This is a genomic window from Anaerobacillus sp. ABA4_114 (assembly GCF_056159065.1).
Genome location: NZ_JBSWUM010000001.1, coordinates 185,272 through 208,404, shown reverse-complemented (window position 1 = coordinate 208,404; position 23,133 = coordinate 185,272). Strand labels below are relative to the sequence as shown.

The 23,133-nt window shown below is 42.9% G+C and carries 24 protein-coding genes; 10 read left to right on the top strand and 14 right to left on the bottom strand.

The window, feature by feature from the left end:
- Positions 1-15: 15 nt before the first annotated feature.
- Genes ACXAEY_RS00985 through ACXAEY_RS00970 form a run of 4 tightly spaced genes read right to left on the bottom strand, consistent with a single transcriptional unit; the run spans position 16 to position 3,636 of the window.
- Positions 16-774, bottom strand: coding sequence for an IucA/IucC family C-terminal-domain containing protein (locus ACXAEY_RS00985; protein ID WP_474809845.1), 759 nt, complete (start codon positions 772-774; stop codon positions 16-18).
- Positions 749-1,564, bottom strand: a complete 816-nt coding sequence (locus tag ACXAEY_RS00980; protein ID WP_270180511.1) for an ABC transporter ATP-binding protein — start codon at positions 1,562-1,564, stop codon at positions 749-751. The genes ACXAEY_RS00985 and ACXAEY_RS00980 overlap by 26 nt, the downstream gene beginning before the upstream one ends.
- Before the next feature lie 18 nt (positions 1,565-1,582).
- Complete coding sequence (locus tag ACXAEY_RS00975) at positions 1,583-2,632, bottom strand: FecCD family ABC transporter permease (protein WP_270180512.1); 1,050 nt, start codon at positions 2,630-2,632, stop codon at positions 1,583-1,585.
- Complete coding sequence (locus ACXAEY_RS00970; RefSeq protein WP_270180513.1) at positions 2,629-3,636, bottom strand: FecCD family ABC transporter permease; 1,008 nt, start codon at positions 3,634-3,636, stop codon at positions 2,629-2,631. The genes ACXAEY_RS00975 and ACXAEY_RS00970 overlap by 4 nt, the downstream gene beginning before the upstream one ends.
- Before the next feature lie 171 nt (positions 3,637-3,807).
- Between ACXAEY_RS00970 and ACXAEY_RS00965 the strand changes: the two genes are divergently transcribed.
- Together ACXAEY_RS00965 and ACXAEY_RS00960 are read left to right on the top strand one after the other, a co-directional pair.
- Positions 3,808-4,770, top strand: a complete 963-nt coding sequence (locus tag ACXAEY_RS00965; RefSeq protein WP_270180514.1) for an ABC transporter substrate-binding protein — start codon at positions 3,808-3,810, stop codon at positions 4,768-4,770.
- A 153-nt stretch (positions 4,771-4,923) separates the two neighbouring features.
- Positions 4,924-5,838, top strand: a complete 915-nt coding sequence (locus ACXAEY_RS00960) for a zinc dependent phospholipase C family protein (protein ID WP_270180515.1) — start codon at positions 4,924-4,926, stop codon at positions 5,836-5,838.
- Positions 5,839-5,875: 37 nt separating this feature from the next.
- Here ACXAEY_RS00960 and ACXAEY_RS00955 read toward each other — a convergent pair whose 3' ends face one another.
- The gene (locus ACXAEY_RS00955) at positions 5,876-7,162 is read right to left on the bottom strand and encodes an MFS transporter (protein WP_270180516.1); all 1,287 of its coding nucleotides are present in this window, start codon (positions 7,160-7,162) and stop codon (positions 5,876-5,878) included.
- A gap of 127 nt (positions 7,163-7,289) precedes the next feature.
- Here ACXAEY_RS00955 and ACXAEY_RS00950 point away from each other — a divergent pair, with 127 nt between their 5' ends.
- On the top strand, positions 7,290-7,595 hold the full coding sequence (locus ACXAEY_RS00950; protein ID WP_270180517.1) for a hypothetical protein: 306 nt from the start codon (positions 7,290-7,292) through the stop codon (positions 7,593-7,595).
- Positions 7,596-7,700: 105 nt separating this feature from the next.
- On the opposite strand, the gene ACXAEY_RS00945 is transcribed toward ACXAEY_RS00950, so the two are convergent.
- The gene (locus tag ACXAEY_RS00945; RefSeq protein ID WP_474814695.1) at positions 7,701-8,624 is read right to left on the bottom strand and encodes an NAD(P)-dependent oxidoreductase; all 924 of its coding nucleotides are present in this window, start codon (positions 8,622-8,624) and stop codon (positions 7,701-7,703) included.
- Between the two features lie 36 nt (positions 8,625-8,660).
- On the opposite strand from ACXAEY_RS00945, the gene ACXAEY_RS00940 reads away from it, so the two are divergent.
- A complete protein-coding gene (locus ACXAEY_RS00940) occupies positions 8,661-9,626 on the top strand; it encodes a YndJ family protein (protein ID WP_474809841.1) in 966 nt (321 codons plus the stop codon).
- A gap of 101 nt (positions 9,627-9,727) precedes the next feature.
- Here ACXAEY_RS00940 and wrbA read toward each other — a convergent pair whose 3' ends face one another.
- Positions 9,728-10,354, bottom strand: coding sequence for an NAD(P)H:quinone oxidoreductase (gene wrbA, locus ACXAEY_RS00935; RefSeq protein WP_270180519.1), 627 nt, complete (start codon positions 10,352-10,354; stop codon positions 9,728-9,730).
- A gap of 149 nt (positions 10,355-10,503) precedes the next feature.
- Positions 10,504-10,947: a MarR family winged helix-turn-helix transcriptional regulator gene (locus ACXAEY_RS00930; protein ID WP_270180520.1), complete on the bottom strand. Its 444-nt coding sequence runs from the start codon at positions 10,945-10,947 to the stop codon at positions 10,504-10,506.
- A 216-nt stretch (positions 10,948-11,163) separates the two neighbouring features.
- Between ACXAEY_RS00930 and ACXAEY_RS00925 the strand changes: the two genes are divergently transcribed.
- Entirely contained in the window at positions 11,164-11,895 is a 732-nt protein-coding gene (locus ACXAEY_RS00925; protein WP_474809838.1) for an MBL fold metallo-hydrolase, read from the top strand.
- A gap of 32 nt (positions 11,896-11,927) precedes the next feature.
- Here ACXAEY_RS00925 and ACXAEY_RS00920 read toward each other — a convergent pair whose 3' ends face one another.
- Positions 11,928-12,917 carry an NAD(P)/FAD-dependent oxidoreductase gene (locus tag ACXAEY_RS00920; RefSeq protein ID WP_474809836.1) on the bottom strand — a complete coding sequence of 330 codons (990 nt, stop codon included), beginning with the start codon at positions 12,915-12,917 and terminating at the stop codon, positions 11,928-11,930.
- A complete protein-coding gene (gene msrB, locus ACXAEY_RS00915; RefSeq protein WP_270180523.1) occupies positions 12,914-13,873 on the bottom strand; it encodes a peptide-methionine (R)-S-oxide reductase MsrB in 960 nt (319 codons plus the stop codon). The genes ACXAEY_RS00920 and msrB overlap by 4 nt, the downstream gene beginning before the upstream one ends.
- Positions 13,874-14,038: 165 nt before the next feature.
- Between msrB and ACXAEY_RS00910 the strand changes: the two genes are divergently transcribed.
- The 4 genes from ACXAEY_RS00910 to ACXAEY_RS00895 all read left to right on the top strand — a co-directional run bounded on the left by ACXAEY_RS00910 (position 14,039) and on the right by ACXAEY_RS00895 (position 18,514).
- Positions 14,039-15,271 carry an aminopeptidase gene (locus ACXAEY_RS00910; RefSeq protein ID WP_474809834.1) on the top strand — a complete coding sequence of 411 codons (1,233 nt, stop codon included), beginning with the start codon at positions 14,039-14,041 and terminating at the stop codon, positions 15,269-15,271.
- Between the two features lie 159 nt (positions 15,272-15,430).
- Entirely contained in the window at positions 15,431-16,360 is a 930-nt protein-coding gene (locus tag ACXAEY_RS00905; RefSeq protein WP_474809832.1) for an ATP-grasp domain-containing protein, read from the top strand.
- 136 nt (positions 16,361-16,496) lie between these two features.
- Positions 16,497-17,642 (top strand): DUF2515 family protein, encoded by a 1,146-nt coding sequence (locus ACXAEY_RS00900; protein ID WP_474809831.1) that lies wholly within the window; start codon positions 16,497-16,499, stop codon positions 17,640-17,642.
- The gene (locus tag ACXAEY_RS00895; RefSeq protein WP_270180527.1) at positions 17,639-18,514 is read left to right on the top strand and encodes a helix-turn-helix domain-containing protein; all 876 of its coding nucleotides are present in this window, start codon (positions 17,639-17,641) and stop codon (positions 18,512-18,514) included. The genes ACXAEY_RS00900 and ACXAEY_RS00895 overlap by 4 nt, the downstream gene beginning before the upstream one ends.
- A gap of 50 nt (positions 18,515-18,564) precedes the next feature.
- Here ACXAEY_RS00895 and ACXAEY_RS00890 read toward each other — a convergent pair whose 3' ends face one another.
- Complete coding sequence (locus tag ACXAEY_RS00890) at positions 18,565-19,737, bottom strand: GNAT family N-acetyltransferase (RefSeq protein ID WP_474809828.1); 1,173 nt, start codon at positions 19,735-19,737, stop codon at positions 18,565-18,567.
- A gap of 179 nt (positions 19,738-19,916) precedes the next feature.
- Between ACXAEY_RS00890 and ACXAEY_RS00885 the strand changes: the two genes are divergently transcribed.
- Positions 19,917-20,198 carry a spore morphogenesis/germination protein YwcE gene (locus tag ACXAEY_RS00885; protein WP_270180529.1) on the top strand — a complete coding sequence of 94 codons (282 nt, stop codon included), beginning with the start codon at positions 19,917-19,919 and terminating at the stop codon, positions 20,196-20,198.
- A 42-nt stretch (positions 20,199-20,240) separates the two neighbouring features.
- Here the strand turns inward: ACXAEY_RS00885 and qoxD are convergent, their stop codons facing one another.
- From qoxD to qoxB, 3 genes are read right to left on the bottom strand one after another with little or no spacing between them, the layout of a single operon-like run.
- Positions 20,241-20,564: a cytochrome aa3 quinol oxidase subunit IV gene (gene qoxD, locus ACXAEY_RS00880; protein ID WP_270180530.1), complete on the bottom strand. Its 324-nt coding sequence runs from the start codon at positions 20,562-20,564 to the stop codon at positions 20,241-20,243.
- 1 nt (position 20,565) lies between these two features.
- Positions 20,566-21,174 carry a cytochrome aa3 quinol oxidase subunit III gene (gene qoxC, locus ACXAEY_RS00875; RefSeq protein WP_270180531.1) on the bottom strand — a complete coding sequence of 203 codons (609 nt, stop codon included), beginning with the start codon at positions 21,172-21,174 and terminating at the stop codon, positions 20,566-20,568.
- Between the two features lie 14 nt (positions 21,175-21,188).
- Positions 21,189-23,120: a cytochrome aa3 quinol oxidase subunit I gene (gene qoxB / locus ACXAEY_RS00870; RefSeq protein WP_474809825.1), complete on the bottom strand. Its 1,932-nt coding sequence runs from the start codon at positions 23,118-23,120 to the stop codon at positions 21,189-21,191.
- Between the last annotated feature and the right edge of the window lie 13 nt (positions 23,121-23,133).

The window sequence follows — 23,133 nt, the reverse complement described above, 5'->3', positions numbered from 1 at the left end:
ACCGGGTGGTACCTGTCACTTCATCTTAGGGCATGTTTTGCAGCAGCGGCCGTCATCTGACGCTTGATCGAAAAGACAGCAGGTTCTTCGAAAGCGTTGTTTGCCGTTCGCTGTTTCTTCTTTTTCTGTGTGATATTGAATGAATGGATTCACGCCACACGTAAAGCTCGTGCACTGAAACTCTTTTAGTAGATAGTGAAAATCTTCTTGGATCCTAGCTAGTTGTTCTTCGCCTGCATCCTTCTGAAGCTCCGTTTCGTACAACCAAAATAAATAGATCGCAGCATTTTCCCATAGAATCGTAGGTGAAAGTTTTGTAGATCCTACGATGGTCTCGATAAGTGGAGCAAGGTTTTTATTGATCAACTCATCAGCAAGTTTTGCTCTCATCTCGCTTCTCGTTGCTGATTTACTCATCGTGTCATTCGGCAGAACAAAGTTCATCATCCATGGTGTCGTACTTGTATCGACGTTGTACTTAAGCATTTCTGGCCCAGCGACAATAGGCTTATTCCATTTCGTGAACGAATACAAGAAAGGGACGAGAAGCATGAATGCATATCGCTTTACAAACTGCGATCCTGCGACGATCAAGGAAGGAAAGTGACCTTCATCTACAAGTTTCTGAAGGAAACGTTTCAGATGATCTGCATCTAGTAGATCTGTCACTTCTCCGAGTTGACCGGTAGCTGAAGGGTCCACTCCCACATGGAGTCTTAGCTTCTCAAGTATCGCCTTTTCTTCATTACTAAACGTTTGCGGTTTGGCTAGCATGAATGTTTCTCCCCTTTCCATGTGGTACACATAATGGCGTCCCAAAGAGCGGATCCTCTAGTATGTTGCAGTCCAGTCCGAATACATCCTTCACAAGGTCGACTGATATAATATCCTCAGGTTTTCCTTGGTCATAAATCCCTTTATCTTTCACTGCGATAATGTGGTCTGCATACCTGCACGCAAGGTTCAAGTCATGCAGAACCATAACGATCGTACGGTTATCGCGTCTGTTTAATTCAAACAAGAGATCCAGCACTTCGACCTGATGAGCAAGGTCGAGGTACGTTGTTGGTTCATCTAACAGAATAATATTTGTATCCTGAGCGAGTGTCAGCGCGATCCACGCTCGCTGTCGCTGTCCGCCTGACAGAGAATCAACGCTCCGCTCTGCTAATTCTTCAAGATTCGTAGACTTTAATGCTCTCTGGACGGCTTCCTCATCTTCTTCCTTCCACTGATTCAACCAGCTTTGATATGGATAGCGCCCTTGCTTGACGAGTTGAAGCACAGTAAGACCTTCAGGTGCAACCGGACCTTGAGGAAGAATAGCCATCTTACGTGCGATCTCTTTCGTATGCATGCTTGAAATTGCTTCTCCATCAAGCACAACTCCACCAGAATGTGGTTTTAAGAGACGCGCTAAACTTCTCAGTAGCGTTGATTTCCCACATCCGTTCGCACCGATCAATACACTCAGTTCCCCTTCAGGAATAAGCAAATTCAGATCTTCTATAACGGTATGTTCACCGTATCCCAATGTAAGGTCTTTTGTCTGCAAAGCATACATGGCTTTCACCTCGTCAATTTATAAGTTTCTAGAGCGATAGAGTAAGTAAACAAAGTAAGGGGCTCCGATCGCTGCTGTAAACACACCCGCTGGAACTTCTAGAGGTGAAAACAGCGTCCTACCGATCAAATCCGCAATGATGACAAGCATACTTCCTACCAGTGCTGAGGCAGGAACGAGGACACCAAAGGACGCCCCGACTAGTTTTCTTGCAATGTGTGGTGCCATCAAGCCAACAAAGCCGATTCCTCCTGCAAATGCGACTGCACCACCAGCAAGCCCAGTACTGATAAACAAAAGAACGATTCGGTCTCTCATGAGAATGGCCCCTGCGCCTTTTGCGACATCGTCACCTAGCTCCTGGAGGTTAACGCGCCTTGAATACACCATCAACACGAGTAGTAATATCGCGACCCATGGGAGAAGAGTGAGAACATCCTTCCCATTCGTCCCATGAACACTCCCTGTAATCCATATATTTGCATCTGAGGCTCTGTAAATAGGTCCAACAATCATGAGAAGCGTCGTGAGTGCTTGAAGAACGGCGGCAAGCCCTATTCCGATCAACACAAGCCTGATTGGAGAGATCCCATTTTTATATGAGAGAACGAACACGAGAAATCCAGTTGCGATTGCACCAATAAATGAAGCAAGAGGCAGCCATTGGATACTGACAGTAAGGGCGTTTGCTCGATCGCTAAAAATCGTCAAGAAGCCAATCGTTGCAAGAGCTCCTCCCCATGTGATCCCTAGTATATCTGGTGAAGCGAGCGGGTTCCGTATCATCCCTTGCAGAATGGCTCCAGAAACAGCTAACGCTCCACCTGCAAGGATCGCCATGGCTACTCTAGGAAAACGAAACTGTTTTACTACGAGTTCATTCATCTCAGTTCCATATCCAAAAAGCGCTTTTCCAACTTCAACAGGCGTCATAAAGATCTCACCGACTCCTATACTGATCAGCCCTGCTAAGATAACGAATAAACCGAGGATGAATGTCATCCACACTGCTCTTCGATCGATTAAATATGAAAATAATTTCGTTCTGAAGGAAGCATATTTCATCATAGCTTTGTAAACTCCCTTCGAGCGATATAGATAAAGAACGGAGCTCCGATGACAGCGGTCAGCACCCCAACAGGTGCCTCTAGTGGCATGATGACATACCGTGCTGCAATATCTGCTAGTAACAGGAGAACTGCCCCAAAGATAGCGCTGTATGGAATCACCCAGCGATAGTCAAAACCTACAACATAGCGCGCTAGATGGGGTACGACGATTCCGATCAAGCTGATGGGGCCCGCGATCGCAACCGATCCTCCCGCAAGCAAGACGATAAAGATGGCTGCCATCACTTTTACAAGAAGCGTTCGCTGTCCAAGCCCAACCGCAACATCTTCTCCCATAACGAGTGTGTTGATTTTTGAACTGATCAGAATGGAGCCGATCAAGCCGATACAGATGTAAGGCAAAACCGAAATTAGAATGGAAAGACTGCGTCCTTCAACAGATCCTGCTAACCAAAAAAGAACGTCTTCTAGCGCTTTCTCGTTCAGTACGAGCATCCCCTGTGTTAGAGAAGAGAACATCGCAGCGATCGCTGCCCCAGCGAGCGTTAGCTTCATTGGAGTAAGACCTTCTCTTCCTAATGATCCAAGCGCATACACGATGACTGAAGCAACCGCTGCTCCTAAAAATGCTAGCCAGCTAAACACTGTGAGTGAGGACACAGAAAAAAACGTCACTGCAATGACGATCATAAAGCTCGCTCCTGCATTCACACCTAATATTGAAGGTGATGCAAGAGGGTTTCGTGTGATCGCCTGCATCAGTGCACCAGCTACCCCAAGACTAGCTCCTACCGTCGCTCCTATAAAAGCTCGTGGCACGCGGTTTTCTCTTATAATGATATGTTCATTACTTCCATCAAATTTAGTGAATGACTTCCAGGCCGTTTCCCAGGAAATGCTCGTTAGACCGTAGACAACGCTCATCGCCATCAAGATCATTACGATAATTACTCCAAAAGCAATTCCCAGCCACCTTAACGTCATAGGTTTTATGCTAGTCATTTTATTAGTCCCTTTCTAAACCTTCCAAATTAAGTGTAGAAAAAGTTTGAAAGCGTGTCAATGATTTTGAGAATCACTATCAATTAAATGTTGACACATGTTTGACAATTAAGTATCATAAACATCGTAAATGAAAATGATTATCAATTCTACATAAGGGGGGTACAAGCTATGCTTAAAAAAGGATGGATGATTACGTTACTAGCAGTCATGATGATCCTTGCAGCTTGTGGAACTAACGGAGGAAATACAAATAACCAGGAATCAACAGGAGATGACTCTTCTGAAAGCTCAGAAACTCGTACAGTGGAACACGCAATGGGTGAAACCGAAGTGCCTGCTGAACCAGAGAAAGTCGTTATTCTAACAAATGAAGGGACAGAAGCTCTTCTTGCACTAGGTGTAACACCAGTTGGTGCCGTTCAATCTTGGTTAGGGGATCCTTGGTACGAACATATCTCTGAAGATATGAAAGACGTCGAAGTAGTTGGAACAGAAAGTGAAGTTAACCTTGAAGCAATCGCTGCTCTTAAACCTGATCTCATCATCGGTAACAAGCTACGTCAAGAAGCTGTTTATGATCAACTAAGCTCAATCGCTCCTACTGTTTTCTCTGAAACGTTGAAAGGCGACTGGCAAGAAAACTTTAACTTCTATTCAAAAGCAATGAACATGGAAGACAAAGGGAAAGAAGTTATGAACGCTTATAATGAGCGTATCGATTCAATGAGCTCTGAACTTGGTGAGCAACTAGACAAAAAAGTCTCTGTTGTTCGTTTCCTTGCAGGAACAACAAGAATCTACTATAAAGATTCATTCTCAGGTGTAATTCTAGAACAGCTAGGCTTTGCTCGACCTGAATCACAGCAAAAAGAAGACTTTGCTGAAGAAGTAACAAAAGAACGCATCCCAGAAATGGACGGAGATGTCCTCTTCTACTTCACTTATGAAGCTGGAGATGGTGAAGCTAACTCAACAGAAGAAGAATGGACGAACGATCCATTATGGAACAACCTCGAAGTTGTTAAAGAAGGAAATGTTCATGAAGTGAGCGATGCTATCTGGAACACGTCAGGCGGCGTTATTTCAGCAAACAAAACACTTGATGACATCGAAAAAATTTTCTTGAAGTAATCTAAAACCCGGTCTGTGACCGGGTTTTTCATTTTTTATCAAGCTAGACAACCTTTGACAACCCTCCGCAAATTTTTCTTTACAAATATAGCAAGAAGACAGGTCTATCTCAGGTATAATAGAAGAAAGACTTCAATAGGAGGGGACATACAGATGCCGAATGTTTGGACGCATATCCTGTTCGGAGAAGATGCGATGACGGAATCCGGCCTGTGGAATTCGATCAAATGCCACCTCCCATATTTTCGCCTTGGAGCTCAAGGGCCGGACCCTTTTTTCTATCATAATTTTTGGCCATGGAAAGAAACACCTGTTCAAGAGATCGGTGAGGTTCTTCATAAAAAAGAGTGTGGTCCATTCCTAATCGATATGATCGAATACGGAAGAAATGGAGATGCGCGTCTGCAGGCTTATATTCTTGGTTTCGTTACTCACCATATCCTTGACCGCAATACTCATCCATACATTCATTATCGAGCAGGACTTGAAGGAAACAAGCACCAACGTCTCGAGATCATCATCGATACACTCTTGATGAAAGAATATAAAGACATCGATACATGGAAAACACCCGTCTACAAAGAAATCGATATCGGTCCTTCGCTTTACACTCCAATCGAACAGATGCTTTCTGAGCTTGTTCAGCGATTTTATCCCGAGAGCGCAGCTCGTATGCCCGCTCGCTACATCGAGCAATCTTATCACGACATGGTCCTTGCACTAAGGCTCTTATTCGATCCATACGGCTGGAAAAACAAAGTGCTGAGGAAACAGGTGTCCTCTTTTTCATATAGGAAAGAAGTGGGCGATGAGGACTATCTAAATGAAGAAGGCAACGAATGGCTCCATCCTTCTGTGAAAGAAGAGAAGTCGAGCGCAACTTTCGAAGAACTTCTTGAACAGGCAACCGATGAGGCGACAACGATTCTCCCTCTCATTCATGACTATTGGCACAACGAGGAAAATTGTACGAGAGATTTAAAGGACCTGATCGGTAACCGCTCCTATGATACAGGGAAGGACTGCACGCTCCCTCTACCACTCAAACACTTTAGCCCGATCGTATAAAAAACGCCTTTCCCCATTCATTGGGAAAAGGCGTTTTCTATAGGTGTATGCCATCTTGAACCATCGCTTCCCTCGCTTCTGCTTTCCCTTTGTCGATATTCACCTTATGCAGCAGAATGATCCCTGCTATGAAAAAGAAGACGATCGAGAATATTCCGAGACGACTAGATCCGGTTAGCTGCCCGATAAATGCGAATAAGAAAGGTCCGAATATTGCAGAGAATTTTGCTGAGATACCGTAAAATCCGTAAAACTCTGCATGACGATGCTCCGGCACCATACTTCCGAAAATGGAACGGCTAAGAGCCTGTGCCCCTCCTTGCACGAACCCAACCATAAAAGCAAGGATATAGAAATGGAGAGCCGTACTCATGAAGTACCCCAGAAAAACGATGACGACATATATCCAAAGTGAGAACAACAGCGCTTTTTTTGGCGTGATCTTCTTCGCCAACCATCCAAAGAAAAACGCACATGGTATCCCGACGAACTGAGTGATTAAAATGGCGGCAATAAGATCATTCGCATTGATTCCAATGTCGCGACCGTAGATCGTTGCCATTTTGATGATTGTCGAAATCCCATCGTTATATAGCCAGAAAGCAATTAAAAAGATTAGGAGATGTTTGTATTGATTGATTTCTTTGAACGTCGTTCCAACCCGTTTGAACCCTATGGTCAAATATGAACCATTTAATTGCGGCTGCGTCTTCTTCTCTTCTTTCACATTCTTGAACATGGGTATGGAAAAGAAAAACCACCACAATCCTACAGTCACAAAAGAGACCTGTGTCGCTACGAGTGTATTCGGTAAAAAGAACCAAGAAGGGTTTAATATCATCAATAGATTAATAAGAAGTAGGATCCCACCACCGATATACCCAAATGCATACCCTCTAGCAGATATCCGATCGATTTCTCCCTCTTTCGCTATTTCAGGTAGGAACGCGTCATAAAAGACGTTACTCCCAGAAAACCCGATCGTCCCTAAAATGAGTAATAGAGATGCTAAAAGGTACCCACCTTCCCCAACAAACGCCATGAGTATGCTTGAAAGAATACCCATATAAGCAAAGAAGCGGAGAAATTTCTTTTTGGAATTCGAATAGTCAGCGATTGCACCGAGTAATGGAGCTAGAATAGCAACGATCAAGACAGCGATCGATTGAGAGTACCCCCAGTAAGAAGAAGCTAGACTTTTGTCTATATTCTTAGCTGCAACATCATAGTAAAATACCGGCAAGACTGCTGCCATCATCGTTGTGGCAAATGCAGAGTTCGCCCAGTCGTACATCATCCAGCTTCGTACTTCCTTATTGTTCATATCGTTCCCTCCATCGGCTAGTTTGGGGTAATCCTAGCTATCTATGATATGAAATGAGTAATTACTCTTGTCATGCCCATTTAGTCCGAGTACACTAACGGTAGATTAGGGAAACGGAGGGTTCTCATTGGACCGTAAAGACATAGAAAAAAAAGTAATTGAAAATTACCAGCGTGATGAAAATATGATGATTCTTGTATTTGCACAGTGGTGTGTAAATAACGATTTAAACCCTGAATCACTCTATGAAACGGCTTATCCTGACCAAATAAAAAACCCGGCACTAAAACAAAGTCTTGAACTGATCGTTGCAAAAGAAGAATCCGAGCATATACCTGACCAAACTGTTTTAAGTATCCTCTCTCTTTACGGAAACGACGATCTTGCTTACGTCGTTTCTGAAGAAATTGAACGAAAATCAAAGAAAAAATAACGCTACAACGATTATTTCCCTGAAAATACTAAACTCGTATCAGTATATTCGTTACTACGTTGAAACTTCCCTTCTCAAATATAGGAACCTGTGCGATACAGGTTCCTATTCATCTCGAAACAACGTAACGAGAGCGTGCGTGCCGTTATCTTCTCCTCCTCTTTCTGCTAAGTCTTCATACAATTTCTTAGAAAGCTCCAGTCCCGGCGTTAACATTCCCATCTGCTTTGCGGATTCGAGCGCAATGGTCATATCTTTTATAAAGTGCTTCACGTAGAAGCCCGGTTCCAACTGGTTAGCAATCATTCTTGGCGCAAGGTTACTTAAAGACCAGCTCCCTGCAGCCCCCGACTCGATACTCTTCAAAACCGTCCTAGGATTTAGCCCAGCCTTTTCAGCATAGACGATCGCTTCACATACACCGATCATGTTCGTAGCAATTGCGATTTGATTGCACATTTTCGTATGCTGTCCTGCTCCTGCTGGTCCCTGCAAAACAATATTTTCACCCACTACGTTAAAAATGTCCTCAACTTGTTCGAATACTTCTAGTTCTCCGCCTACCATGATAGACAATCTTCCTTCTCTTGCACCGACATCTCCACCTGAAACAGGAGCATCGAGGGTATATAGCTTATTCGAGAGGCCGAGTTGATAGATTTCTTCAGCTAGGGCTGGACTCGATGTCGTAAAATCGATCAAAATTGAACCTGGACGTGCGTTCGAGATGATGCCTTGATCTCCAATATAAACTTCTTCCACATCACTCGGATAACCCACCATCGTCATGACGACGTCTGAAGCAGAAGCAAGTTCTGCAACGGAGCTTTGCCACTCTGCTCCCTCTTCTAACAGCTCGGAAGCTTTCTCCTTTGTTCTCGTGTAGACCAGCGTGCGATAACCTGCTTTTAGTAAATTTCGTACCATACTTTTACCCATTACGCCTGTACCAATAAAGCCTAGTACTGGTTTTTGTTTCTGAGAATCCATTATTTTCGCCTCTCTCTCCCATAAATTTCTTTCTTCTATCCTCTCTTCATCGTACACTAAAAGAGAGGTGAAATCATGATGAAAACAAGTAGTTTTGCGGGTCTATTTTTATGGGTCGCTTTTGTAGTAACAAAGCTCCTCACTACTCCGATCGATACGCTGCAGTATGTGATGATGCTCTTGATGTTTGCCTATCTCGTTCTCGTTCCGCTGACACTTCACTTAGTTCAGCAAAAGAAAAATATCTTTTATCGCTATGCAGCCAGACTGCAGCCTTTAGCTGCTATTTCAGCTGGTGCTTCATTCTTTTTAGAACAAGGCACACTCGCTGTCATCCTAGCAGTACCGTGGCTAGTAACCACAATCCTCATCGCACTCTATGGGGTTAGCTTGGTCTTGCAAACGTGGAAGAAAATCAGAATTAATAGCGTATTGATTCAGCTCGGGCTTATGTATATTAGCATTGGAGGCTTTTGGCTCGTCCTGCACAGATCAGGCGTTCAAGTGCTACACTTTAGTGATGTGATCGTCCTGCTTACGTCGATTCATTTTCATTATGCAGCATTCGTCACACCAATCATGATGGCTTTTCTAGGAAAGCACTTAATTACATATGCACCAAACATAAAGCCATGGTTTACGATTATCGCTGTTCTCGTACTGTTAGGTCCGCCCTTCATTGCAGTGGGGATCACGTTCTCAGACACATTGCCTGTTCTTGAATTCATTTCTGTAGTGGAGTTCGTGACACCTTTGATCGTTTTTGCTGTCCTTTGTCTCGTATACCTCGTGCCAAAGCTAGAGTTTTCCGTTCAGATGCTTTTATCGATTTCATTCATGTCGCTTCTGTTTTCGATGAGCTCTGCGATGATTTACGGTTTCGCTCATGTGAATGAAGCTGTTATTCTCGGGATTCCGCTCATGGTCTTCTTTCATGGCTTTGTAAACACGTTTGGATTCACGTTATTTGGACTTCTAGGAGTAACGGTCCTTCAAGAAGCAGATTCACTATCTACTAAAAAAACCAGCATCTCGATGTGAGATGCTGGTTTGCAGTTTGTTGAGGAACCTAGAATTATGTTCACCCTACAACGTAGGAGTATGAAGACCTCTTGCTTTCCTGTGATGCTGGTTTTAACTAATTATATATTCTTTAATGCGCCAGCTACTTTTGCGACGCGTGCTCCGAGTCTGCTAGCCATCGTTAATTCTACTTCTACAGGTGTTCTTGATCCATCAGCTCCTGCAACGGTCGATGCTGCGTAAGGTGAGCCGCCAATGCCCTCAGTCGTGAGCTGCTCTGGATTCTCACCATATGGAAGACCAACATAGATCATACCGAAGTGCATCAGAGGCACGAACGTTGTGACTGCAGTTGTTTCTTGACCTCCGTGAATGGATCCAGTACTTGTCACAACAGCTGTTGCTTTACCTTCTAGCTCACCATTCATCCAGAGTGAACCAGCAGAGTCAAGATACTGCTTCATTTGTGCTGGCATCGAACCATAACGAGTCGGGATCCCCCAAATGATGCCATCAGCCCAACGAAGGTCGTCATGTGTCGCTTCAGGAATGTTATCTTGTGCTTCCTGTGCATCAACGTATGGTTGCTGTGCAGACATCGCTTGTTTAACCGCATCGAATTCCGGAATTTTTACTAACTTTACTTCTACATCTCCAGCACCTTTGGCACCTTCAGCTACAGCTTGCACCATCTGATAAATATGACCATAAGCACTGTAATACGGGATTAAAATTTTTGTACTCATTACGAACACTCCCTATTAGAAATAAATTTTTAAATCACTCGGACTCAACTATCTCTACTTCAAGATACTTTCCCTGCAAATGTAACTTTAAACATGAAATACACTCTAATTCAAGAATCTTCAATTCGAGATAAAAGGGCGAAAGAAGCTTAAAGCTTCTCCGCATAGTGACCTAGCTTCTTCATCAATGAGATGGCTGTTTCTTTTTCAGATTCATCTAGCCCAGCAAAAATTTTCTGAAGCTTCAACTCATGCTCAGGGAAGATGCGATCCATTAATGCCTTCCCTTCGTCTGTTACCACAGCATGTGTGATTCGACGATCATTCGGGCAAGGATTTCTTTTCAAATAGCCTTTAGATTCTAATTTATCTACCACATACGTAATACTTCCACTTGCAAGTAGGATTTTCTCCCCTATTTGTTGAAGTGGTTGACTACCTTTGTGATATAGAAGTTCCAATACTGCAAACTCTGTTGGATTTAAACCGTGATTTTGAATGTCCATCTTCACTTGATCGGTCACTGATCGAGTGGCCCTAGCCATAACAATAAACAGCTTTAGTGATAATTCTCTGTCTAATGATTCACTCATAATGTTCACCCTTATCAATCGTTGCTTTTATCTTGAATTCAAGATAATTATACAAAGGTTGGTATCCAATGTCAAGAAAGTCATAGATAGCTTTTCATGCAGTTATCGCTATACTAAATAGTAGAAGAACAAAGGACGTGATGAAACTTGCTTACCGTTACAACTCACAAAGATGTTACTGCAATTAAAGGGTCTGTCAAACGCGGAGGAATCTCCATGAGCGTTTATCTTTACTTGGTGGATCAGCTTCTTATAGATACAGGTCCCGCAAGGTTACACGATGAACTGAAACAGTATATTGAAAAACAACCGATCGATAAAATCATTCTCACACATCATCATGAGGACCATACTGGCAATGCACACCTCTTTAGTAAAGGTATACCGACCTACATTCATTCAACAGGGATACAGTACTGCGAGCAAAAGCCGAGCCTTCCTTTTTACCGTAAAATGTTCTGGGGAAATCGAAAAGCGTTCACCCCAACAATACTAGGTGATGAGATTCATTCAGAACACCATGCGTTCGATGTCATCCACACGCCAGGACATGCACCTGATCATGTGGTTCTTCTCGAGAGGGAGAAAGGTCTCCTTTTCTCCGGTGATCTATACGTAATGAGCAGACCGAAAAGTATTTTTGCATTTGAGTCGATTCCAGGTATTATCGATTCGATCGAAAATGTCTTAACGTATGACTTCTCTACGATGTTTTGCTCTCATTCCGGATATATACCTAACGGACGGAACCGTCTAGAGGAAAAGCTAACGTATTTAAAAACCGTGCAACATGATGTACTTAGAAAATACCAAGAAGGAAAATCGGCTTCAGAGATTCAAAAAGAGCTCTTTCCTTCTGCTCACGCTCTTAATTATTTTTCACTCTTTGAAAACTCTCCAAAGCATATCGTGACTTCGATCATCAAAGATAGCGCACAGACTGTATAATAAAAAAAACTGCCGAACAACGGCAGTTTTCTCTATGTTTCAATCAATCTTTTCATCAACTCGTCTGCAGCTGCAAGGCCTGAACGCGCTGCGCTTTCTACCCTTGTTCTGCCCGAAGAGTCGTCTCCGTAAAGAAATGCGTCGCCTGCTACGATTACATCTTCCTCATCTGATACGGCGAGAAATGGTGCTGGATGAACGTTTTCTGCCTGCGCATATCGCCATTTCTTTATTTGGTATGCCGTAATCGTCTCAGGCCGAATAATCGTTGATGTCAGGTTTAGCAAATCCTCTTTGATAGTTGCGTCACTATTATCATACAATGCTTTTGACCGCTCAGGCGTTGCATAGATGCTGATGATTCTCTCATTCGATATCCCTTTTGCATAGCTATCCGTCACCCGCTCAATTCCTTCAGATAAGTGAGCATCCTGATGACCTGAATGAGGAAGCCCCGTTTCTTCCTCTTTGTTCACCGTTAACAGCGCAACGACCGCAGGACTAAATCGTAAGCTCTGAAGAGTTTCCTCCGCCTCTTTACGCATCCGGAGATCGCTTTGTTTTAAAAGCTGTGCCGTTTGTGGAGCTGGCGGGGTCATTAGGACCGCTCTTGACTTTACTTCCCTCTCGTCCTCTGATCTTAGTACATACTCGTTATGTTGTTTTATGATGTGGTGCACTTTGAATTGAAGCTTCAGTGGTATGCCTTTGGATACGTTTTTCACAAGCTGGTTCATGCCTTCTACTCCTTTGTATCGAGCGTACTTCTCACCGAACCATCTTTCCACCCAGCCTTTCTTTCTCCACTCATCGACATGAGATTGAAACTCGGATGATCTTACTGTGAAAAATTGTGCACCATGGTCAGCTCTTCCACCATCGATTCGCCTCGTTGCCATTCGGCCACCGACACTTTTACTCTTATCGATCACAATGACAGAGAGTCCTTGCCCCTCCAATTTTCTAGCTGCAAGAACGCCAGATAATCCTCCACCTACGATTGCGACATCATATGTTCTCATTGAAACAACACACGATATTCGCCGTAGCCTTCTTCCTCTAACTGTTCTTTCGGAATAAACTTCATCGCTGCAGAATTGATGCAGTACCTGAGTCCGTTCTCACCTGGACCGTCATTAAACACGTGACCAAGATGGGAATCCGCTTCATTACTACGTACTTCCGTACGAATCATAAAGTGACTGAAATCCTTTTTCTCTTTTACAAAGTTTTTGTGAATCGGTTGTGTGAAGCTCGGCCACCCACATCCCGCGTCATATTGATCAGTTGAACTGAATAAGGGCTCTCCTGAAACGATATCAACATAAATTCCTTGTTTTTCATTATCATAGTATTCGTTTTGAAAAGGACGCTCTGTTCCATTTTTTTGCGTTACTTCATACTGGATATCGGTTAGCCGCTCACGAAGCTCATCGTCATTCTTCTGAAATGACCAGTTATTTTCGATGAATGCTTTTCTCCCTGACCCTTTTTTATAACGATTGTAGTGAGCAGGGTTCTTCTTATGATAATCCTGATGGTAATCTTCAGCAGGATAAAAAGGTTTTGCAGGAAGAATTTTTGTTACGATTGGTTTTGAAAAACGACCGCTTTCTTCTAGCGCTGTCTTTGATTGTTCTGCTAACGTCTGCTGGTCCTCGTTATGGTAATAAATTGCGGTTTTATACGTATCACCACGATCGAAGAATTGCCCCCCATCATCAGTAGGGTCGATTTGGCGCCAAAAGAGATCAAGGAGCTTACTATATGGGAAAATAGCAGGGTCATACGTAATCTGAACAGCTTCCACATGACCGGTCTCTTTAGAAATCACTTCCTCATAAGTTGGATACGGTTTTTCTCCACCCGTATAACCTGATACTACACTTTGAATTCCTGGCAGCTCATCGAACGGTTCTACCATACACCAGAAACATCCTCCGGCAAATGTCGCTACTTCACTTTTTGGGTTATTCATTCTCTACCACTCCAATACAGAGGATTTACTAATAAGATATCCTGAACACCGACTATTTTTCCAGAAACTTGTTTCAAGATAGCGCTTTCAATAAATATTCACTGCTTCCCAATAAATCTGATAAACTGAACTTGTATGATTATAAACGGATAAAGGAGATTATATATGACCACCTTTCATGAAAATTTACAAAAGTATGCTGACCTTGCCGTTAAGGTCGGGGTTAACATCCAAAAAGGACAAACCCTTGTCGTAAACGCACCGCTTACTTCAGCTGATTTTGTTAGAAGAATTGCTGAAAGTGCCTATGACGCAGGAGCTAAGAACGTACACGTCGAGTGGAATGATGAAACATTAACTCGAATCAAATACGAAAAAGCTCCAGATGAAGCATTCAAAGAGTTCCCAATGTGGAAGGCAAAAGGTTTTGAAGAACTAGCAGAAAACGATGCTGCTTTCCTTTCGATCGTTTCTTCGAATCCTGACTTATTGAAAGGCATCGACCCTGAACGCATATCGAATGCCAGCAAAACGGCGGGTAAAGCCCTAGAAAAGTACCGTGATTACATCATGTCAGATCACAACAGTTGGTCAGTTGTTGCTGTTCCTTCTAAACAATGGGCTGCTAAGGTTTTCCCTGATTCGCCAGAAGATAAGCAAGAAGAGCTGTTATGGGGAGCTATCTTTGACGCAACGCGCGTCTCAACGGGAGATCCGGTTCAAGCTTGGAAAGAACATAGCGCAAACCTCGAGCAAAAAGTAGATTACTTAAATGAAAAGCATTACAGCAAGCTTCACTACCGTGCACCTGGAACTGACTTAACGATCGAGCTTCCTGAAGCTCACCAGTGGGTAGGTGGAATCAGTGAAAATGTTAAGGGAGACCACTTCGTCGCGAACATGCCAACTGAAGAAGTGTTTACGATTCCGCACAAACATGGCGTTAATGGTGTCGTGACCTCAACGAAACCACTAAGCTATGGTGGTACTGTAATCGAAGAGTTTTCATTAACGTTTGAAGGAGGACGCATCGTCAAAGCAGAAGCAAAATCGGGTGATGAGACCTTGCAACATCTACTCGATACGGATGAGGGTGCACGATACCTAGGAGAAGTTGCTCTCGTGCCCCACGACTCCCCGATCTCGAACGTAGATACGATCTTTTTTAACACCTTGTTCGATGAAAATGCTTCGAATCACCTTGCAATCGGAAATGCGTATTCCTTCTGTTTAGAAGGCGGCAAAAACATGTCGAAAGAAGAGCTTGAAGCAGCAGGTGCCAACGAAAGTGTGACGCATGTCGATTTCATGATCGGTTCTGAAGAAATGGACATCGATGGAATTAAGAGCGATGGTACGAGCGAACCGGTCTTCAGGTACGGCAACTGGGCTTTTTAATCGTAGACTTAAGGCTAACGAGATTACTCGTTAGCCTTTCTTTTGAGCAGTGCCAAACTGTATCTGCCTCACTACCGTCACGCTAGGAATTTTACTCGATTTGCTTTATACTTGAGTAAATCTATAGGAATTTCTGTCATTCGTAGAGGAGGCAATATCATGAGTGCAAAGGTTTATATCATACATGAGAATGAAGAATGGACGGAACCTTTAAAAGTTCATCTAGAAAAACTCGGAGTTCCGTTTGAAGACTGGTTTTTACACGAGGGATCGCTTGATTTAACAACTGTTCCTCCAGAAGGAGTTTTTTATAACCGAATGAGCGCTTCTTCACACACAAGAGGTCATCGCTATGCGCCTGAATATACGGCTGCAGTGCTCTCCTGGCTTGAAAGCCACGGACGTTTGGTACTGAACGATCGTCGTGCGCTAGCACTTGAAGTAAGTAAAGTTGCGCAATACAATGCGCTCAGACAACACGGAATTACAACACCAAAAACCATTGCCGCCGTAGGTAAAGCTCCGCTAATCAAAGCAGCCGACAACTTCGATGGTCCGTTCATCACAAAGCACAACCGGGCAGGGAAAGGCCTCGGTGTCCAGTTATTCCAAAGCAAGGATGCATTGAAGCAGTATGTAGAAAGCGATGACTTTGAAGAGTCGATCGATGGGATCACGCTTCTCCAAGATTATATTGAATCTCCTGACTCCTCGATCACTCGGTGTGAATTTGTCGGCGGTGAGTTTTTATATGCCGTCCGCGTAGATACATCTGAAGGATTTGAACTTTGCCCAGCAGACGTTTGCCAGGTTGGCGATTCGTTTTGCCCAACTACTGAAAAACCAAAGTTCGAGATCATCAAGGACTTCGACCATCCTATTTTGAAAAACTATGAATCTTTCTTGAAAGCGAACGGTATTACTTTCGCAGGAATCGAGTGCATAGAGAACAAAGATGGCGAATTATTCACGTACGATGTGAACACAAATACAAATTACAACCCAGATGCAGAGAGAGTAAGTAATCTTTCTGGAATGCGAGAAATTGCCAAGACGCTAGAACATGCACTAGCGCAAGTGCAACTATAATTGCTAAGCTGTCGAGTAGCCTCGGCAGCTTCTTTTTATGTATAGATGTCTATACCTCTAGTTAGGTAGGATATGCGTATCATCTTCTCACTTTGAAACTCGAGCATACACTTTAAGAGTGAGGGAGGTGTGTACGTTGAATAGATTACTAGCTAATATAAGCCTTATGCCTAAGAAGAAAACACCTCCATATTGGAAAGAGCTTATAAAGGAGTTAAAAGAAGCGCGCAAAGGAACTCACCTAGAAAAGACTAAGAAGCTTTCACAGGAAGATAAAAGGGTGTTACATGCGATCAGAACCGAAACCAAGCTTGCTAATCGTGACAATATCACTCGGACAAACGCATATTTACGTTTCTATTTGGAGTACGAAGAAATTCACTGGTCTCTTCTTGCGCATATGGTTTCAAGAAATGCAGGTTGGACGATGACAGACTTAAAAGGAGAGTACTTGCCTATCATTCTCTCTCCTTCTAAAGGAGACGATTTTTTCTCGTTTTTAGAACGGGGAAACTGGTTGATCTTTCAAGATGCGTACCCTCAACTATTGATCTACAAATATAGTATTCTTCAGTCGAAGCCGCTGTTTTACCTACTGCCTCATCTCCATGTTTCATCGTTTATGGAAGTGATCTGGACTTACTATTGGAAAACCAATGACCCTCACTTGCTTACAAGTGCATTAATCATCAATGAACAAAACTATATCGATTCCCGCATCATTCAGAATAATCATTTCATAACTGCTGTCTTGAATACATTAGCGTTTCAGCTTCAGGATGTACTGAATACGAATACGATCTTGTTCCCGATGAAGGATGGAAAGAACGTGTTGTTATCAGGGGCAACCGTACACCACTTTTCGCATCTAAGAGAGCGAATCAAGTTTGGAAAGCATCTCTACTATCTACTGTTCTCAAAGAAAGCTACCACGGATGCGGTCCTTGATTGGTGCGTACACCACCCTCATACAGGGTCTAGAAAAGACTACTGGAATCATCTTTTTCACCATGTAAAAGAAGGAATTCCAGGTGAGAAAAGGGTATTAACTAATTGTGAGGTTCAAACCGGACCTCGTATTTTTAGTCCTGAATTAACAGTCTGGAAGGAAGTCGCGCATCAAACACCGACCATACATGACTGGTTCACAAGTGGGGACTGCTTAAACGATCTTATTCCGTCAGAAATCGATTCATCTGGTAACATTCAGCGAATTCACTGTCGTACTCTTGAAATGCTCGAAAAAATCACATTACTAAATACGATTGGGTTGATTCCATGACGTTTGCGGCACTAGGCATCGAAATCAAGAACCTAAGAAAATATAGAGGATTCTCTCAAAAGGAATTAAGTAGAGGCATTTGCTCTCAGGCTCAGATCAGTAAGATTGAAAAAGGGGACGTTTATCCACTGGCTCCAACTCTCTACGAACTTTCAAATCGACTCGGTGTCGATATTAATTACTTCTTCGAAAGAACGTTGATCGAAAGGATCGATTATGTTCATGAAGTCTATCTTCAAGTAAGAAATGCGATTAAAGAATTTGACTATAAAAAGGTTGAGGAGATCGTTCGAACAGAACTTCGCAATCCACTTTATCATCAAAACTTGGAATTCAAGCAGTTCATTATGTGGCACAACGGTATTTGTCAGTATCACCTCTACCAAGAAGCACATTCCGCCATTTCTATGATCGACCAGGCATTTAAGCTAACGTATACGAACAAATATTATAGTGAAAGAGAGATTGAAATTCTAAATAGTAAAGGCATCATCTATTTACTTACAGAACAACTCTCGCTAGCTATTTCATTGTATAAAGAGTTGATCGAACAACATAATCGCTTGAAGCGAGTACTCGATCATACAGTTAAGATACGGTTGTTTTACAATCTTGCGAAAGCCCTTAGTAATAATAATGAACATGATGAATCGATTACGATCTGTAAACGGGGGATCGATTATTGTATCCATACCAACAGCATGTATTTATTTGGACAACTGCACTTCCAGATTGGCTTTAATCACCATCTAAATGGAGAAGAAAGGGAATCCATCAAGCATTTCGAAAAAGCGCACACGATATTCGATTTACAAAACCAAGAAGAACTTAAAGCACACGTGGAGAAGGAATTTCTTCAGGGCACGGTGTGAGGCAAACGATTAAAGCAGGCCGTTTAGGTTTTCTAAACAGCCTGCTTTTATTAAAAGAAGTCCATGAAGTTCGTTTTTTGATTCGATACAATTCTTTCAAGTTTTCTTACGTCTTGCTCAGGTCCTTCGATTAAACCTGCTTCATAAAGAAATGCTGGCTTTTGATATCCCATCATCACTGCTGTTAAGGTATTGATGTTGCAGCGAAGCCCTCGCTTTGGCGGGTGGGCACATGAACTATTCTGGTTATCTCCACGGAACACCTTCACCTTGTCTTCTTCAAGTAGAAATGTGCCATTGTTCCATTCTGCATGTTCATCATATACATGTAGAAAGAGGGTTTCTCCCCCTGTGGTCAGGGGATACTCGTTAAGAAAGCCTTCAGCATCTACGATTCGAGCCATAAAATATGGTTCTACTTCCGTTTTAAGCTTTGGATTTTGAAGTAGGTATGGCAGCTGATCGCTTTCGTCTAACAATAGCGTTCCACCATCGACCATCGAGTCATGCTGACATAAGTAGTTCCACAAACCTCTTCTAGCATCTCCATCGAGGACAACGAATTCTTCCACCTCAAGATTACGATCTTTCGCTTTGTAAAAAACATACCCCATCAATTTACCTTCACCATTTCGATACGTTGCGAACTGATAACCATCAGAATAAACGCGAGTCTTCCACCAGTCATCATCACGTTCTAACATTCCATTAAATTTAGCAGCGAACGCCTCGTAGATGGGGTTGAGCTGCTCGAACATATCCTCGATTGCAATCCTTCGAACGGTTCCACTTGCAGCAGGAAGTTGTTTAAAATCCTCTTTTTTTAGCGTGACTTTCTTCCAATCACTAAAGATCTCCCACCCGAACTTACGATAAAAGGCGATGTTAAATGGATGTAGGAACGATACCGTTTGCCCATTCTCTTTCATCTCTGATAGCGAATGGCGAAGGAGCTTTGCAACCTTTCCGCCTCTTCTATACTCTGGGTATGATGCTACAGAAGCGATCCCTCCCATTGCAAACCGCTTTCCTGCTATCCACGTGTGCAGATCGATAATATGGATTTTTGCTGCTAAGTTTCCATCTTCAAACTCTCCCCACACAGTATGCTCGCTGTATGCTTTTAGCTTTTTATCTAGCTCTTCTTTCGGTACATCATATTGAAACGCATACTCTGAGAGGCGTATGACATCCATCATTTCAGACTTATTTAGTTTTCTCATGACTGCTCCCTCCATTTCCTTATCCTTAGACAATCATAACAAGCGTTTGATGTTTCGATAATATGTGTAGAATTTTCGAACATTTATGGTATACTAATTGTAACAAAACATTCACAATTAAATGTTGAGTTTAGTTTATAAATACTTTTGAAAGCGGTATCAATTAAGGAGTGGATCTCATGGACGTATTTATGGTTTACTTATTTGTTATTACAGCAACGCCATTATTTCTTTGGAAAGACTATCGAAAGCTTGCATATATCCACACGCCATTCATAGTTGCCAACTGGGCTCTTCTCATCTTCTATATTGGCGGAGGTATGACACCAGCTGCTCATACAATTTTTATCACACTGTTTGTGATCAATGTATTGTTTGCTCACCTAGCTGCATTCCTTCTGTTTGCGCTGCCAATTATCCGCGAACGTGCAGCTGCAAAAAAAGTATCTTCGATGGAATAATAAAAACACCGTCCACCCCTTGAGGTGAACGGTGTTTTCGTCTTACATAGGCATATGCATATGATCCATACCAAATGACATAACCCAGATCGAACCGGCTACTACTGCAACCGCGATAAACAAGGAGTATAGAATCGTTCCCACTTGATACTTACTATCTTCGCTCTCTGAAATATGCATAAACATGAGGAGCTGGATAGCCGCTTGAAAAAGCGCGAGTGCAACGACAACGACGATGATCATCGTGTTGCTTAGTCCAGATTCAAAGCCTACCCATAGTGCAAATAAGGTCAAGATGATTGAAAGAGCGAATCCAATAACGTGACTCCATGGGAAATGGCTGTGAGTTTGCTCGTTATTCGCCATCTTACATCACCATCCCTAGTAAATAAACTGCTGTGAAAATAAAGATCCATACAACATCAAGGAAATGCCAATAAAGACTTGATATAAATACTTTTCTTGACGTGTCTGGAGTTAAACCACGTTGCTTTAACTGAATCAAGATAAGAGCGATCCAAGCGATACCCATCGCAACGTGGGCACCATGCGTACCAGTCAGTACGAAAAATGCAGACCAGTAAGCGCTAGTCGTTAATGCCGCTCCTTCATGAATGTAATGAATGAATTCATATATTTCAAAGCCGAGGAACGATAGTCCAAGAGCCAGGGTAATCCCAATCCATAGGACTAGCCCTTTTAATGAATGACGTCTCATATAATGAATTGCGAGTCCACAAGTAAAACTACTTGTTAATAGCAAGAAAGTCTCGATTAGTACACCTTTTACTTCAAATAGATCTGCCGGTACAGGACCACCTGCTGTGCGCCCGTCTAATACAAAATAGGTCGCAAAAAGCGTGGAGAAAAGCGCGATCTCTGCACCAAGAAAAATCCAGAAGCCGAGAATATTCAGACGACCCGTTTCCGTCTGGTACTCTAAAGGCGTATTTGGAGAATGTTCAACTGCATCCATCTGTCACGCCTCCTTTATTTGGTAGTCTGTTCAAGTTTTTCAATTTCTTCTACACTCACGTAGAAGCCTTTATCATAATCAAACGAACGCATCACCATCGTTGCTAGTACTCCAATTAGTCCAGCAATCGACATCCAGTGCCAAGAGAAGACCATACCGAATCCAGAGATAAAGAAGAACGTACTCATGATGACCGGTACACCAGAGTTACTTGGCATATGAATCGGTTTATATGGCTTCTTAATTTTATCTGTTCCTTCTTTCTTTGCGATCCAATAAGCGTCATGTCCTTTAACTTCAGGCACATGTGCAAAGTTATAGAACGGAATTGGTGCTGCAGTTGACCACTCAAGCGTTCTACCATCCCAAGGATCTCCAGTTGTCTCACGTGGAGAGTAACGGAAGCTATAGTAGATGTTATAAACAAGAATCAAGAATCCGATTCCCATTAGAATACCACCCATAGTTGCTAGAACGTTCAAGCTCATCCAACCATCTGCTGCGCCATACGTGTAGACACGACGCGGCATTCCCGCAAGACCAAGGAAGTACATCGGGAAGAAACATAAGTTGAATCCTGCTACAAAGATCCAGAATGTCCACTTGCCTAGCTTTTCGTTTAAGCGATGGTTGAACATTTTTGGATACCAGAAGTGCAGACCTGCAAAACAAGCATACACAGTACCCGAGATCAATACATAGTGGAAGTGAGCGACTAGGAAGTACGTATTATGGTACTGGTAGTCAGCTGCTGCCATTGCAAGCATGACTCCTGTCACCCCACCGATAACAAAGTTTGGTATGAAGGCGAGTGACCATAGCATCGCTGATGTGAATCGGATCCTACCTTTATACAAGGTGAATAGCCAGTTAAAGATCTTCACACCCGTTGGCACGGCAATGAGCATCGTCGTGATGGAGAAGAACGAGTTAACTGCTCCTCCTGCTCCCATAGTAAAGAAGTGGTGAACCCAAACAAGGAAGCTCAGCCCAGCGATTACGACCATTGAGTAAACCATTGCTTTATATCCGAAAATGGTTTTACGTGCAAACGTACTGATAATTTCTGAGAACATACCGAACGCTGGAAGAATAACGATATAGACTTCAGGGTGACCCCAAATCCAGAAGAGGTTTGCCCATAGCATCGGCATACCGCCGTCCATCAATGTAAAGAAATGACTTCCGAACAAACGGTCGAATGTCATAAGTGCTAGAGCTACTGTAAGCACTGGGAATGCGAAGATGATGATCACACATGTGATCAAGGTTGACCAAGTGAAGATCGGCATCTTCATAAGCGTCATTCCAGGTGCTCTCATTTTCAGTATCGTCACGAGGAAGTTAATTCCTGTTAACAATGTACCGATACCCGCGATCTGTAAGCCGAGTAAGTAATAGTTTTGTCCTACGCTTGGACTCAGCTCTAGTCCTGCTAATGGAACATAGCTTGTCCACCCAGCAGAAGGAGATCCTCCGATAACGAATGAAATATTAAAGAGCATTGCTCCCATAAAGAACGTCCAGAAGCTTACCGCGTTAAGAAACGGATAGGCTACGTCCCTCGCTCCAATTTGGAGAGGAATAACGACGTTCATTAAACCAATTAAGAACGGCATTGCCATGAAGATAATCATGATCGTACCGTGAGTTGTAAAAATTTCGTTGTAGTGAGTGGAGTCCAGGAATCCTGCGTCCGGAACTGTGAGCTGTGCTCTCATCAAGAGGGCATCTACACCGCCTCGGAATAACATCAGTACTGCAGCGATCACATACATGATACCTAATTTCTTATGGTCAACAGTCGTGAGCCACTCTGTCCAAAGCCACTTCCATTTCTTGAAATATGTCAGAACAAAAATGACGCCGATCATCGTTAACGCAATAGAAACATCGGCACCATATATAAGTGGATCACCTGTGACGAAAAACTCATCCCATTTCATGGTGACTTCCTCC